Annotated in this window: 12 protein-coding genes and 1 pseudogene; 10 read left to right on the top strand and 3 right to left on the bottom strand. The window is 52.5% G+C overall.

Annotated features, from left to right (window positions below; genetic code table 11):
- Positions 1-6: 6 nt before the first annotated feature.
- Positions 7-1,749, top strand: a complete 1,743-nt coding sequence (locus IPN95_25820; protein MBK9452775.1) for a hypothetical protein — start codon at positions 7-9, stop codon at positions 1,747-1,749.
- Between the two features lie 151 nt (positions 1,750-1,900).
- The gene (locus tag IPN95_25815) at positions 1,901-2,731 is read left to right on the top strand and encodes a hypothetical protein (GenBank protein ID MBK9452774.1); all 831 of its coding nucleotides are present in this window, start codon (positions 1,901-1,903) and stop codon (positions 2,729-2,731) included.
- Positions 2,732-3,123: 392 nt separating this feature from the next.
- On the opposite strand, the gene IPN95_25810 is transcribed toward IPN95_25815, so the two are convergent.
- Together IPN95_25810 and IPN95_25805 are read right to left on the bottom strand one after the other, a co-directional pair.
- Positions 3,124-4,332, bottom strand: a complete 1,209-nt coding sequence (locus IPN95_25810) for a hypothetical protein (GenBank protein ID MBK9452773.1) — start codon at positions 4,330-4,332, stop codon at positions 3,124-3,126.
- 147 nt (positions 4,333-4,479) lie between these two features.
- Positions 4,480-5,076, bottom strand: coding sequence for a hypothetical protein (locus tag IPN95_25805; GenBank protein MBK9452772.1), 597 nt, complete (start codon positions 5,074-5,076; stop codon positions 4,480-4,482).
- Between the two features lie 320 nt (positions 5,077-5,396).
- Here IPN95_25805 and IPN95_25800 point away from each other — a divergent pair, with 320 nt between their 5' ends.
- Complete coding sequence (locus tag IPN95_25800) at positions 5,397-6,260, top strand: ATP phosphoribosyltransferase (GenBank protein ID MBK9452771.1); 864 nt, start codon at positions 5,397-5,399, stop codon at positions 6,258-6,260.
- Between the two features lie 139 nt (positions 6,261-6,399).
- Here the strand turns inward: IPN95_25800 and IPN95_25795 are convergent, their stop codons facing one another.
- Positions 6,400-7,410, bottom strand: a complete 1,011-nt coding sequence (locus IPN95_25795; protein ID MBK9452770.1) for an IS110 family transposase — start codon at positions 7,408-7,410, stop codon at positions 6,400-6,402.
- A 418-nt stretch (positions 7,411-7,828) separates the two neighbouring features.
- Here IPN95_25795 and hisD point away from each other — a divergent pair, with 418 nt between their 5' ends.
- The 7 genes and pseudogenes from hisD to IPN95_25760 all read left to right on the top strand — a co-directional run bounded on the left by hisD (position 7,829) and on the right by IPN95_25760 (position 13,892).
- Complete coding sequence (gene hisD, locus IPN95_25790) at positions 7,829-9,121, top strand: histidinol dehydrogenase (protein MBK9452769.1); 1,293 nt, start codon at positions 7,829-7,831, stop codon at positions 9,119-9,121.
- Positions 9,108-10,148 (top strand): histidinol-phosphate transaminase, encoded by a 1,041-nt coding sequence (gene hisC / locus IPN95_25785; protein MBK9452768.1) that lies wholly within the window; start codon positions 9,108-9,110, stop codon positions 10,146-10,148. Before hisD ends, hisC begins: the two co-directional genes overlap by 14 nt.
- Positions 10,149-10,225: 77 nt before the next feature.
- Positions 10,226-11,314 (top strand): bifunctional histidinol-phosphatase/imidazoleglycerol-phosphate dehydratase HisB, encoded by a 1,089-nt coding sequence (gene hisB, locus IPN95_25780; protein MBK9452767.1) that lies wholly within the window; start codon positions 10,226-10,228, stop codon positions 11,312-11,314.
- Positions 11,311-11,889, top strand: a complete 579-nt coding sequence (gene hisH / locus IPN95_25775) for an imidazole glycerol phosphate synthase subunit HisH (GenBank protein ID MBK9452766.1) — start codon at positions 11,311-11,313, stop codon at positions 11,887-11,889. Before hisB ends, hisH begins: the two co-directional genes overlap by 4 nt.
- The gene (hisA, locus tag IPN95_25770) at positions 11,886-12,602 is read left to right on the top strand and encodes a 1-(5-phosphoribosyl)-5-[(5-phosphoribosylamino)methylideneamino]imidazole-4-carboxamide isomerase (GenBank protein MBK9452765.1); all 717 of its coding nucleotides are present in this window, start codon (positions 11,886-11,888) and stop codon (positions 12,600-12,602) included. The genes hisH and hisA overlap by 4 nt, the downstream gene beginning before the upstream one ends.
- A pseudogene (hisF, locus tag IPN95_25765) lies at positions 12,596-13,347 on the top strand (imidazole glycerol phosphate synthase subunit HisF). The gene hisA and the pseudogene hisF overlap by 7 nt, the downstream one beginning before the upstream one ends.
- On the top strand, positions 13,344-13,892 hold the full coding sequence (locus IPN95_25760; protein MBK9452764.1) for a bifunctional phosphoribosyl-AMP cyclohydrolase/phosphoribosyl-ATP diphosphatase HisIE: 549 nt from the start codon (positions 13,344-13,346) through the stop codon (positions 13,890-13,892). Before hisF ends, IPN95_25760 begins: the two are co-directional and overlap by 4 nt.
- Positions 13,893-13,950 lie beyond the last annotated feature (58 nt).

Raw genomic sequence — 13,950 nt, 5'->3', positions numbered from 1 at the left:
ATAAAGGTGCGCGACAAGGCGCGTGCCTATGAGATTCAATCGCAAGTGATTGCATTGTTTCAAGCTGCGGTGATTCCGATGCTGGAACAGGAATTTGATGCACTTGCACCTGCAGATCAGTTGATTCGGATAGACCGCCTTCAATTGGATTTGGGAACGATTGACCTGCAGGATCTTCACATGGATTTTCCGCGAATGGTAACGGAGAAGCTGAGGGCGGCTTTTGCGGAAGCAATGGCAAAGGATTCCACGCAGGAGAATACGGTCACCATCACCCAAGAATCGGTGGCGTCTTCAGATCTCGCCAACTTGATCGCCTTTCTGGAAACAGGTCTGCAGCAATGGGATTCGGCATCGCACAAAAATCTCCCGGTTGCATTGCTCGAAACCCTGTTGGAGGGGTATTCCGAGCCCTTGAAAGCTGCCTTGGTTCCGCGGCTCTCGAATCCAGCCGTCATCCGCAGGATCGGTCTTCAATTTCCTTTGCCACTTCAGGTTCAATTGCTTGCCCTGCTGAGTGATGTGCAGGCGGCCGAGATCGCAAGGCTTGTTTCTTTTTTGCAGGCAGCGACCGAGACCATTTCCACCACGATTCCCTGGCTTCCAAGCCAAAAGGATCATCGGATCGCCTTGGTGCAGGGGTATTTGTTGGGCCATCTTCCACAGCTTCAGCGCTATTCGCAGCAACACCAAGCAACTTTATTGGCCATGGTCAGCGATTGGATTCAATCCGGAAAGTGCTCCGCCATCGCATTGAAGTCGCAACTTGGACAATTGGGTTTACAACAATTGTTGATTTTGTCTCCAATATTCCCGGGGGAAAACGCGGAATTGAAAGCGAATACAACCCCTCCTTTTGAAACGGAATCTTTGCCGCTGGAATTGGCGTCTTTTCTTCAATCGGAAATACGCGAGCTCCTCTTTCAATCGATGAGTCTCGGCACAGTTGCCAAAAGTGAAGTGAATTTCAAGGAAAACATCCAACGCGAGGTCGAGGCCCTGCCCGAGCAACAACAGCGCTGGGTCTATCAAATTCTGGGAGTCGAAGCCCACAAAAAACGCGTACACTCCAAAACGCCCACGGAATCCGAAGGGCTGTACTCCCCCAAGGATTCAAAGAACATTGATAAAGAGGAATTTGACGCAAAAACAAAAAAGGAAGTACATTCCTCGAAACTCAATCAGGAAAGTCCGCAAAAAAAGACTGCAAAGGTGGCAAATTCAGACAGCCCCCGCGCTTGGGCAGACGATTCCTCGCTGTTCATCGACAATGCCGGGTTGGTCTTGCTCAATCCATTTTTGAAATATTGCTTCGAAAGTTTGGGTTGGATGAAAGATGGCAATTTTGAGAGCGAAATCATGCAAGAAAATGCGGTAATGCTCACGGCATTTTTGGCCTATGGCGAAACTGAAGTTTCCGAAGCAAGAATGCCATTGCCAAAACTCCTTTGCGGGATGGAAATCGATCGACCTGTGCGCGCGCACATGGAACTTTCCGAGACTGCATTGGCTGAGGCTGAATCGTTGTTGACAGCTGCCAATGAACACTGGAAAAAAGCGGGAAAGCTTTCTCCTGACCAATTTAGAGAGGCTTTTTTGATGCGCGAAGGAAAATTAACCTTCACAGATCATGGATGGAATCTCAAAGTGGACCGTCATACCATTGACATTTTACTGGAGTTTTTGCCGTGGAGTTTTGGCATGATTAAACTGCCATGGATGCAAGGATTATTAACCGTTGATTGGTGAAAAAGAACATGCATTTCCGCATATATTTTCAGGCGAATTTCTCGGAATTATTGCTGAATTCTCCTATATTTATCTCAGCGAAACCAAGTGGCCTGGGACGAGGGCAATTGTGCGGAAGGTATCGAGGTTTTTCAAATGAAATTGTGCATTTATGAACGAGGACAAGAAAATATCGGAATTGCCTTTGGCCGCAAATTTGGCGCTGGATGACTTGTTGGCGGTTGTGCATGAAGGCGTTACGAGCAAGATTTCATTGCGTGCGCTGATCAGCGAAATGCAGTTCCAAATCCCGCAGCCACGCATCAAGATCAAGCGTGACTTTGCAAATGAGCATTACGGGCACGATCAGGTTTATGCATCCTGGGAAGGCTCGGATGAGAAATTCCTCAAATTCGGACCCAAGTTCTTTCTGTATCGTTACAAAAAGGCAGAATTGCGCACATTTTTGAACAAAAAAACAGAAAACCGTGATGCAGTTTTCATGAAAAAGCGATTCGTCCATCCCTCCCATCAACATGGTGCCGACTATTTCCGCACATCAGGAAGCGTTGTCAGCGGGGCAAGGTATTTTGATGGCGGTCAATTTGCGACGATCGGGGGCTTGACGCAATCCATTCCCTCGCGCAACACTGAATGGGACGTCTCTACACACCCATTCGACGAAACGCATCTTGATCTCGGACCTTGGAGCTATTATCGCACCGAAGGGATGACCAACCCGCATTTGGGACTTGAACCCGATGATTTTCCCATGGAAAAGCAACCGTGGCCGCGCGGGACAGGTACGATGAAGTCCAGATTGCAAGTATTCAAAGTCAGGATTGCCATTGACAACCCTGATCTCAATTCAGATCAGCCCAAGTTGTTTGGGCCATTTTCTGAAACTTTTGTGCTGTATCCGCACAAGGATGGTTCGTTGTGGACGAGTCTGCGCTACTTTCTTGGTCCTGAGGCCTCACCCAAGCTGAGGGGCAAATTGTAGCAAGACTGAAAAAATACCGTGTTGCACGGAAAAGACTTTACGGCAGGCCCTGTGGGGCAAAGCCGATTTTACGCGATGTGACCGAAGAGGGAGGTAAGTGAAATGCCCGGTTGTGAGTAATGCGCCAGGGACTTTTGGCCCCGGGTTCCCAAATCGGTCCTCCCTGAGGGGAGATTACACCACGCGGTTTCTTTAGTCGATTCCCTTTGGGGAAACGATCCCCCCGAACCCTCCTGCCGCAAGGCAAGAGGGCGAAGGGGGAATTTTCTGTTTCCTGTCAAGCAATTTACCTCAAACCTGCATTTGTGCAAAGCCGTTAAACTCTTCAACCCGGGAGGTTTACTCTCTCACCTCCCATTGCCCGGACATACTTTTTGCCAGAAACACAACCCTTAAAACGCATTGATATGCAAGGTCCGCGTCCCACGTCGGAACATCTGCCCGTTTTCCTCCACGCGTTCCTTCTGCTTGGATTCGTCGAGGATGTTGGCGATGTACTTGTCGACGGCATCCTGACTGATGGTCACTTTAGCACCGGAGGTGATGGCTTCGGAGGCGTAACTTTTCAGCAGGTCGGGGTAGGCATTGCGGAATAAGTCGGGCGTAGCAAACATGTCGCAGCCGATCACGCGGTTACCGGTCACGGCAACCAAGCCGATGACAGAGGGCATCGACGTCGGCACAGTGCCAAATTTGGCTTCGTATTCCTTGAGCTCCTTTTGGTAATCTGCATCCTTTTCCAGCGCATTGAGGGTGCCGGTGGAGGTTTGGGCATCGTTGGCGGTCGTCACTTCTTCGACCTTTGACCAAACTTCGGACTGATTCTTGGAAACGACTGCGGCCTTGCGCACGCTCGTATTGGCAACGTTGGCATGGCCCGTAAATCCGTCGGATGCGTCGGAGCCGTCATAGGTCCAACGACCGTGTTCCACACAAAACACCGAGAGATCAATGGGCTCGCTATGCGGCGGAATGACCATGTCCATGGCAATCACGCGGTCCTGTTTGCCGCCCTTCACGACTTCGCCCGCCATGATAAAAATGCTGTCATTGCCCGTGTTTTGGATGAAAAGCTTGTTGACTTCGTCGCTTGCACCGCCGCCATCGCCATTCATCTGGATTTGCTGAATATTCAGATGGTCATTGTTGATGCGCTGTTGTGGCAACGATTCCTCGGAGATATTCCGTGTAGCGACATTGTTGACCTGAATCTGTTCGTAGCGAATGACATGCCCGTCGTAATCGCGGTGCTCGGCCGGAGTCTCTTCGACGGCGACTTCATCGGATGCGTCCAAATTGGTCGGTGGCAACATCCCCAAGGTCTCGGCATTTACTTCAGGCTCAATCGCGGCTGCTCCGCGTTCGATGATTTTGATGGATCCATCCTCCAATCCTGCTTTGAGGGGCTTGAAATTGCCGGTTGATTTGTGGGCCTCAATGAAAACGCGGTTGGCGGTGATGGGATAGATGCGGAGTTTGTCGAAGGAAAAGCGTTCGACGGCCTCTTCTTTGTTCAATACAAGATTTTCGGAATTGTACTGCGCTGGCAGCAGGGTTGTCGAGATGGCAACGGCGGAAAGCAAACCAAGGAACTTTTTCATAATCGGTGGGATTTTGATGAATAGATGCTCAACAAGTCCCCAACGAATGTATGCGTGGAAAAATTTTAGTAGCAGGCGAAGTATTTTGAAAATAGTTCGTTCGCTATCAAAGTGTTTGTTCTCGTGGCGCGTCTCAATCGAAGCGCGTTAGATTCCCCAAATGATCTCTCCGGGCTTCAATTCCCGGGACAAGGAGGCGGGAAACCTTCGCAGTTTACATGTGACGTGGGGAACCTTGAACGTATCTTCCTCCTCATAGATGCCGTCGATCTTTACCTCGGCCTTCCACCTTGCCAAGCCTTTGCGGCTCAGTTGAATATTGCCCTGCAATTGCTCAACCGGAGAAGAAGTGTACCACCGTCCATAGACATTGGTTGCCGATACATGCCGGGAATCCGGCAGGGAAATCGTCAAAGACCGGACCTTTCGTTTGAGTTCTTCGCGGGGAATGAACAAATAAACATCCATGCCACACCATGTATCTGTGCAGCAATGGTTGACGTAGTGGTACGCGATGTCAATCATCCAGCCTGGAGCGCGTACAAATTCGTATTGATGGTTGAATATGAGCATCGGGTCTTTGATCGAATCCGGCGGATCCTCGCGCCAATACCGAACCGCATGCCCCCTTCGTATCCAGCCATCCACATGTTCCACAATAGATCCTGTTACGACGACCTGCTGCCCAAATACGGGAAGTGCCGCAGCTAAAGTCAAGACAAAAACGGTCCACCGGAAACGCATGATGAAAGGTACGAATTTGATTTACAAGCGACGAACGAATCGCGTTTCACTTTTATTTCACTCACAATCAATCACTAACAATTTCATTCCAAGATTTGATTTGCTTTTCAACGAATGCCTTCCCAATCTTGCTATCACAATTCAAGGAAGAAACATGTTTTTGACGCTGCATCACCACCATCATCGTTTCCCTGCTGCAAAGCCGGAGTGATGGTCACGCTGTCGTATCAAAACTGTAAACGATACAAAAGCCTGCCGATCTCCGGCAGGCTTTTTTTGTTTTTGGAGAATTTGAAGCCGCCAAGGCGGAGAAAAAGCGAATGGGAACTGAAAAATTGAGAATTGCGGTCCAGAAAAGCGGCCGACTGAGCGAAAAAAGCCTCCTCCTGCTCGAGGAATGCGGGATCAACGTCCCCAATGGCAGTCAAAAGCTGCTGGCAGCGGCGAGCAACTTCCCGTTGGAGGTGCTGTTTTTGCGCGACGACGACATTCCGCAGTACGTGCACGATGGCGTGGCAGACGCGGGCATCCTCGGCGAAAACGTGGTCTTGGAAAAGCAGAAGCCTGTCCAAACCGTCGAGGCCCTCGGATTCGCGTATTGCAGGCTTTGCCTCGCCATTCGCAGGGAAGAAAAATACACCGATCCCAGCTGGTTCAACGGCAAAAAAATCGCCACCTCCTACCCTGAAATTCTCGGCAACTACCTGCGCGAAAACAAGATTTCCGCGGAAATCGAGGAAATCAGCGGCAGCGTGGAGATTGCACCGGGCATCGGACTTGCAGAAGCGATCTTTGACATCGTGAGTTCGGGCAGTACGCTGCTGAGCAACGGTTTGGTCGAGGTCGAAACGGTGCTCCGAAGCCAAGCTGTCCTCGTTGCCCACCCCGGGATTTCGCCTTCCAAGCAAGCCCTGCTCGACAAGCTTCTCTTCCGCATCCGCGCCGTCAAAAACGCGCGCAAAAACAAGTACATTCTTCTCAACGCCCCCAACGATGCCCTCGACGAAATCTGCCGCGTGCTGCCAGGCATCAAAAGTCCGACGATTTTGCCGCTCGCGATGGAAGGTTGGAGCAGCCTCCACAGCGTTGTCCACGAAGACGAATTCTGGGAAATCATCGGGAAACTCAAAGCCGCTGGCGCCGAAGGCATTGTCGTCTGCCCCATCGAGAAGATGATCCTATGAGGCGGCGGATTTCTATGGTGTATGCAAGTGATGTGACAAATATTTTTCATGTTTTTTTTCTGGACATTTAAGGCAATAGGGAGCCCTTACCGCACTGTGCGATATTTTTGAGCAGGTTTTGATTGCCAAGTGGTTGCGGTTACGCCACTGTTTTCGGGAACTTCGTGTACAGGCGATCCTCCCTGACGCAAGCACAGACCCTGTGGATGATCTTGTTGCGTATTGCATTGATTACTATGAACTTATTCTTCCCCTCAGCGATCTTTCGGTCGAAATAGACCTTGAACTCTCCCTCTGCTTGCAGGGCGCTTGTCGCGCACATGTGCAACAATGACTTTAATCGCTTGTTGGCCTTGTGGGAGACCTTGTTCCGTCCCCTGATACTTGTCCCGGAACTGTGTTCGAAGGGGGCACAACCGGCATTGCAAGCCAGCTTGCGGGGGTCGTTAATGTACTTGAACTCGTTGGTGGCGATGATGAGGTTGGTTGCGGTGACGAAGCCCACTCCCTGTACCGATGTCACAACCTCGTAGAGTCTGGCCAGCACGGCATCACCCATCATGATCTCCAAGATTTGCTTTTCAATCGCCTTGGCCTCTTTCCTGGCGGCTTCAATGGTCTTTTTCGAGGCGTCTTTGATCTTCTCATAGTGCCCCTTTGCCTTGAAGGACTTGATCTCGTTGACCGGAACCGCCAGCTTACTGATCACCGCCATCAGGCGCGTACGTGAAGCCATCAGGTCGGCGAGCAAGGTAATCTCTTTGCGCGGGGGTTCCCAAAGCTTGGCGTCGGCCCTGAAACGGTGGGCGTAATCGGCGATCCTGCTGGCGTCGACCTTGTCGTTCTTGCCCCGCATCAGGCTGCCAGACCCATTCTTGATGCAAGCAGCAACCTCCATCCAAACCGCAAAGTCCAAGCGATGCAGGGTCTCAAGGACGGTAAGTCCATAGATCCCAGTGTGTTCAAGGCATGCCAGGCATTCCTTTACCCTGAAGCCCTCAAAGGAGCGCATCCACTTAATTGCCTCCTTGATCCCGCCTGGATCGTTCGGGACCCTGTTGAAGCCCAGACGGACGCTTGAATTGCGAATGCAAAAATCCAGATGGCCTTTGGAAATGTCGATTCCGACAAAAAAACTGTACTTTTCCATAAATTTTTAGAATAAGTTCTTTCGTTGAAAAGCCAGCAGCGATGGGCTCTCCCAGGACCTTTAATGGGTCTTTCCCAGGTTTCTATTCGGGGTATCCCAAAGCAACTGGCAGGAGACTGAATCCGCGGGTGGGGCTAACCCCCCGGCCTCCGGCATAGTTCCCTCCTGCCAGTGCTGACTTATCAACATATCAACGTTAATCCACAAAAGAAAAAGAAGCAAAAAGAAAAGATTACTACAACAACATGGTTATTCTTTTCTCTTTGCAAACCTAAAGGCCTCCGGCCGCACGCCGCCCGAACATTTGCCTCCGGCGAAAAACAAAAGCAAAAACTGCGCAAGGGCGAAAAACGGTGCACCGCACCCCTCCCACGGTTAACGCCAAAGCCATTTTTCACTGATAACTTTTCACTTAAACATGATCGCCACCTACTCCTACCCCCAAAAATCCGAATGGCCCAAGTTGCTGGAACGCCCGGCCGAGCCGGCTGCGCAACTCGAGGCCCAGGTCAAGGCCATCCTCGCGCAGGTGTGCAGCGAAGGCGACGCAGGCCTGCGCGCACTCACGGAAAAATTTGACGGCCGTTGCCCCGAAAACCTGCTCTCTCTTGCAGAATTGGAAGCTGGAAACGCGATTCCGGAGGAACTGAAAGCTGCGATTCAGCTTGCAGCCGCCAATATCCGCAAGTTTCATGCGGCGCAGGTCGAGTTGCCGCAGCCGATCGAAACGATGCCGGGCGTCAGCTGTTGGCGCAAAAGCTTGCCGATCGAGAAGGTCGGCCTTTACATTCCCGGCGGCACCGCTCCCCTCTTTTCGACCTTGCTGATGCTCGCGATTCCGGCACAGCTTGCGGGTTGCCGCGAAATCGTGCTCTGCACCCCGCCGAATAAAAACGGGGAAATCGATCCGACGATTCGCTACACCGCTGCGCTGGTCGGCGCGACAAAAGTCTTCAAAGTGGGTGGTGCACAGGCGATTGCGGCGATGGCATTCGGCACAGAATCGATTCCCAAGGTGGACAAAATCTTCGGTCCTGGGAATCAATACGTGACCATGGCCAAGCAGCTTGTGCAAATGGAAGGGGTTGCGATTGACATGCCGGCGGGTCCGAGCGAAGTGCTGGTCATTGCAGATGCCCGTGCTAATGCCGATTTTGTGGCGGCCGATTTGTTGAGCCAAGCCGAGCACGGCGCTGACAGTCAAGTGATTTTGGTTTCGGATTCGGCTGAATTCGTGGACAAGGTGCAGCGGGCCCTCGATGTACAATTGGAAAAACTGCCCCGCAAGTTGATGGCAGCCAAGGCTTTGGCACATAGCAAGGCGATCATTCTGCGGGATTTGGACGAAGCCATGGCATTCAGCAATGCCTATGCGCCTGAGCACCTGATCCTTGCGACTGCCAATGCCCGCGATCTCGCCGAAAAAGTGGAGAATGCCGGTAGTGTTTTCATCGGCGATTACAGCTGCGAAAGTGCGGGCGATTATGCAAGCGGCACGAACCATACCTTGCCCACGAATGGCTTTGCAAGGAGCTATTCCGGCGTTTCGTTGGACAGCTTTTTAAAGAAGATCACGTTTCAGGAATTGAGCGCCGCAGGAATCGCGGCCCTTGGCCCTGCGATCGAATTGATGGCTGCTGCGGAGCAGTTGGATGCCCATAAAAATGCCGTAACCTTAAGATTGGAGGCGATTCGCGATGGACAGCATTGAACAACTCACGCGCGCTTGTGTGCGCAAGCTCAAGCCCTACAGCAGCGCCCGCGGCGAACATGCGGGGCAGCAAGGCATCCTGCTGGACGCCAACGAAAACCCCTTCGACAACGGCTACAACCGCTATCCCGATCCCTTGCAAAAGGCGGTGAAGGCGAAGCTGAGTGCCATCAAAGGCGTTCCCGCAAGTCAAATGTTTCTCGGGAACGGCAGCGACGAGGCCATCGACCTGCTGTTCAGGGGATTCTGCGAACCGCGCATCGACAAGGTGCTCATCTGCCCGCCGACGTATGGCATGTACGAAGTGAGCGCGGGCATCAACGACGTGGAATTGATCCGTGTGCCGCTGTTGGCTGATTTTTCGGTGAATCTCGAAGCTGTTCTGGAGGTGCTGCAACGCGATCGCCCCAAGCTGACCTTCATTTGTTCGCCCAACAATCCGACGGCGAATCTCATTGATGTAGAGACGATTGCAAGGCTCACCAAGGCGAGTTCTGGTTTGGTGATCGTGGACGAGGCGTATATCGACTTTGCCCCCCAAGGCAGCGTCGTTCCGCTGTTGGCGCAGTATCCGAACTTGGTGGTTTTGCAGACCTTGAGCAAGGCCTGGGGACTTGCGGGAATCCGGTTGGGAATTGCGCTGGCGAATGAGGCCGTGATCGCGGTTTTCAACAAGATCAAGCCGCCCTACAACGTGAATCTGCTCACGCAGCAGGTCGCTCTCAAAGCGCTCGACGACCACGTCGGAACGGAGGAACGCGTTCAAACGCTGATCCAAGAACGGATGCAATTGGCGGATTGGCTTGAAAAACAAGGCTTTGTTCGCAAAGTCTGGCCTTCGGATGCCAATTTCCTGCTCGTGGAATTTGATGATCCTCACCACTTTTACCATGGGCTTTCCGACCGTGGAATCTTGATTCGGGATCGCAGTTCGGTGGTGCCGGGCTGTTTGCGGATCAGCATCGGAACGCCAGAGGAGAATATTGCATTTGTGAAAGCGTTGGGGGAATTGGAAATGAAAAATTAGCCACAAAGGCACAAAGGCACGAAGAAAATTGGACTTTGTGTCTTTGTGCCTTCGTGGCCTAAAATAGGATCAAGAACATGAAAAAGATACTCTTTATTGACCGTGACGGTTGTATCATTCAGGAGCCGGCCGACGAGCAGATTGACAGCTACGAGAAGCTGCAATTCCTGCCCGGCGCCATCAGCAACTTGGGCAAGATCGCCCGCGAATTGGACTTCTTGCTGGTGATGGTCACCAATCAGGATGGCCTCGGAACCGCCTCATTTCCAGAAGATACCTTCTGGCCTGCGCATACGAAGATGCTCGACATTCTGAAAGGAGAAGGATTTGTCTTCGACGAAATCTGCATCGACCGGAGCTTTCCCAAAGACGGGCTCGACACCCGCAAACCGGGGACAGGAATGTTGCGGCATTACATGGGAGGCCATTACGACTTGGCCAACAGCTTCGTGATTGGCGACCGCCTCACGGATGTACAACTCGCCAAAAACCTTGGTTGTCAAGCCATTCAGATTGCGTCGACTTCCAATCCAGACGCGGCACTCACCACCATGGATTGGGCTGAAATTTACCGCTTTCTCAAGGAAAAACCGCGCGTCGGAAAAGTGATTCGCAAAACCTTCGAGACGGACATTAGGGTCGAGGTGAATTTGGACGGCGTCGGAAAGTCGGAGATTTCGACGGGGCTCGGATTCTTTGACCACATGCTGGAACAATTGGCGCGGCATGGCGGCATTGACCTGAAAATCAAGGTCAATGGCGACTTGCACATCGACGAGCACCATACGATCGAAGACACGGCGCTGGCGCTGGGAAAGGCATTCGACGAAGCGATCGGCAGCAAAAAAGGCATCATGCGCTACGGCTTCCTCCTGCCGATGGACGATTGTCTGGCACAAGTCGCCATTGATTTTGGCGGCAGGCCTTGGCTGGTCTGGGATGCCGAATTCAAGCGTGAAAAAATCGGGGAAATGCCCACGGAATTGTTCCATCATTTCTTCAAATCCTTCACCGACACGGCACGTTGCAACCTGAATATCAAGGCAGAAGGCGAGAACGAGCACCACAAGATCGAAAGCATCTTCAAAGCCTGGGCCAAAGCCATCATGATGGCTGTGAGCCGCACCGCTTCGTCCAATATTCCAAGCACAAAGGGGATTTTATGATCGCCATCGTCAAATACAATGCGGGGAATATCCGGTCGGTCGAGAATGCTTTGCATCGGTTGGGAGCGCAATATGAGGTCACCGATTCGCCGGAGCGGCTGCAAGCAGCCGACAAAGTGATCTTCCCCGGTGTCGGGGAGGCGAGTTCGGCGATGGCCTACCTGCGGGAAAGGGCGCTGGATCAAGTGATTCGCGAACTGCGAAATCCTTTCCTGGGCATCTGCCTGGGACTACAATTGATGTGTAAACATTCGGAGGAAGGTGACACGGAATGTCTGGGAATCTTTCAGGAGAATGTGAAGAAGTTCCCATCAACCGGTAAAGTTCCGCATATGGGATGGAATGATTTCACGGAAATCAGAGGTCCGCTGTTTCAACATATCGGATTGGAAGAGAATATGTATTTCGTTAACAGCTACTATGCGGAGGTCGGATCGGAGACGGCGGCGGAGACCGAATATTTGGTGCCTTTCAGTGCTGCGCTGCAGCGGGACAATTTTTACGGGGTGCAGTTTCATCCGGAAAAGTCGGCGGAGGCTGGTCAGCGGTTGTTGCAAAATTTCTTGAATCTATGAGAATCATCCCTGCTATCGACATCATCGACGGGAAATGCGTGCGGCTTTCCCAGGGCGATTATGCGCAGAAAACGGTGTACAACGAAAACCCGCTTGAGGTTGCGAAGGCGTTTGAGGCGGCTGGTATTCGCCATTTGCATCTCGTGGATCTTGATGGCGCCAAGGCGCGCAAGATCATCAACCACGCTGTGCTTGAGGCGATTGCTTCGCAGACAAGCCTGCAAGTTGACTTTGGCGGCGGCATTTCCACGGAAGAGCAAGTACGCATTGCCTTGGAGGCCGGTGCGGTACAAGTGACCTGCGGCAGCATCGCCGCAAAGGATCCCCAGGCGTTTCTCAAGTGGCTTGAAATCTTCGGTTCGGAGAAGCTCATCCTCGGTGCTGATGCCAAAGACCGCAAAATCGCCGTCGCAGGATGGCAGGAAGCAACAGAATCCGACTTAGTTGGTTTTGTCCAAAATTACCAAAGTAAAGGAGTTGGATTTTGCATTTGCACCGACATTTCCAAGGATGGAATGTTGCAAGGTCCGGCATTTGAATTGTACAAAGAGATTCTATTGGCCTGTCCCGGGCTGAATTTGATCGCGAGTGGCGGGGTCACGACGATTGAAGACATCGATCAGCTTGCCTTGGATGGCCTCGAAGGCGCCATTGTCGGGAAAGCCATTTACGAAGGCCGTATCACCCTCGCTCAACTTGCTGCAAGATGCTGAAAAAGAGAATCATACCCTGCCTCGACATTCGCGATGGGCGAACGGTGAAGGGCATCAATTTTGTCGATATCCGCGATGCAGGCGATCCAGTGGAACTGGCACGCAGCTACCAAATTCAGGGCGCGGACGAACTCGTTTTCCTGGACATCACCGCGACGGTTGAAAATCGCGGGACGCTGATTCGATTGGTCGAGCAGATTGCTGCTGAGATCAGCATTCCGTTCACCGTTGGTGGCGGATTGCGGGAAATCGCGGATGTCGAGGCCTTGCTGGCCGCTGGTGCGGACAAGGTGAGCATCAATAGCAGCGCCGTGGCGCGTCCGGCATTTCTGACAGAGCTTGCCGATAATTTCGGCAGTCAATGTGTGGTCTTGGCCATCGACACCAACGAAATCGACGGAAAATGGCAGGTTTTTACGCATGGCGGCCGCAAGCCTACGGGCATCGACACGTTCGCTTGGGCGCGTGAGGCGCAGGAGCGCGGCGCCGGCGAGATTTTGCTCACGAGCATGGCCCACGACGGCACCAAAAAGGGATTCGCCATCACGCTCACGGCTGCCGTCTCCAACTTGATTTCGATTCCCGTGATTGCAAGTGGCGGCGCAGGAACGGCGCAGCACTTCGCTGAGGTATTTACTGAGGTCAGGCGGATGCAGCCTTGGCTGCGAGCATTTTCCATTTCGGTGAGGTTCCGATTCCCGACCTCAAGGCATTTCTCAAAACCCAAACCATCCCCGTAAGATGAAGATCAAATTCCAAGAATCCGACGGCCTCGCGCCCGCGATCGTGCAACATGCGCATACCCGCGAAGTGCTCATGCTCGGCTATATGAATGCGGAGGCGCTCGCGGTGACGCAGGAAAGTGGTCATGTGACCTTTTTCAGCCGCAGCAAAAACCGCCTCTGGACCAAGGGCGAAAGTTCGGGGCATTTCCTCGAACTCGTCTCGATCGCTTCTGACTGCGACGCAGATACACTTCTGATTCAAGCACTTCCCAAAGGTCCGACCTGCCACAACGGGACGAGCTCCTGCTGGGGCGAAGGCGACGCCAAGGGATTTCTGCACCAACTTGAAGCGGTCATTCATCAACGCCGCGACAACCCTTCGGAGAAATCCTACACGGCCTCCCTCCTCGCCCGCGGCATCAACAAAGTCGCCCAAAAAGTCGGCGAGGAAGCCGTGGAACTCGTCATCGAAGCCAAGGACGACAACCGGGAGCTATTCCTCGGCGAGGCGGCAGATCTGATGTACCATTATTTGGTGCTGCTTGCGGCAAAGGGGTGGAATTGAGCGAGGTGGAGGCGGTTTTGAAGGGAAAGGCATTCGACCAAGTAGTCCAATGGCGGCT

This window comes from Bacteroidota bacterium (assembly GCA_016718825.1).
In the GTDB taxonomy this organism is placed as follows: Bacteria; Bacteroidota; Bacteroidia; order J057; family JADKCL01; genus JADKCL01.
This window is presented reverse-complemented; position numbering and strand designations above follow the sequence as displayed.

What these genes read in the sequence shown, in the direction of transcription:
- IPN95_25815 (MBK9452774.1), top strand. Translation starts at nt 1,901, where the DNA reads ATGAACGAGGACAAGAAAATATCGGAATTGCCTTTGGCCGCAAATTTG.
- IPN95_25810 (MBK9452773.1), bottom strand. Translation starts at nt 4,332, where the DNA reads ATGAAAAAGTTCCTTGGTTTGCTTTCCGCCGTTGCCATCTCGACAACC.
- IPN95_25805 (MBK9452772.1), bottom strand. Translation starts at nt 5,076, where the DNA reads ATGCGTTTCCGGTGGACCGTTTTTGTCTTGACTTTAGCTGCGGCACTT.
- IPN95_25800 (MBK9452771.1), top strand. Translation starts at nt 5,397, where the DNA reads ATGGGAACTGAAAAATTGAGAATTGCGGTCCAGAAAAGCGGCCGACTG.
- IPN95_25795 (MBK9452770.1), bottom strand. Translation starts at nt 7,410, where the DNA reads ATGGAAAAGTACAGTTTTTTTGTCGGAATCGACATTTCCAAAGGCCAT.
- hisD (MBK9452769.1), top strand. Translation starts at nt 7,829, where the DNA reads ATGATCGCCACCTACTCCTACCCCCAAAAATCCGAATGGCCCAAGTTG.
- hisC (MBK9452768.1), top strand. Translation starts at nt 9,108, where the DNA reads ATGGACAGCATTGAACAACTCACGCGCGCTTGTGTGCGCAAGCTCAAG.
- hisB (MBK9452767.1), top strand. Translation starts at nt 10,226, where the DNA reads ATGAAAAAGATACTCTTTATTGACCGTGACGGTTGTATCATTCAGGAG.
- hisH (MBK9452766.1), top strand. Translation starts at nt 11,311, where the DNA reads ATGATCGCCATCGTCAAATACAATGCGGGGAATATCCGGTCGGTCGAG.
- hisA (MBK9452765.1), top strand. Translation starts at nt 11,886, where the DNA reads ATGAGAATCATCCCTGCTATCGACATCATCGACGGGAAATGCGTGCGG.
- IPN95_25760 (MBK9452764.1), top strand. Translation starts at nt 13,344, where the DNA reads ATGAAGATCAAATTCCAAGAATCCGACGGCCTCGCGCCCGCGATCGTG.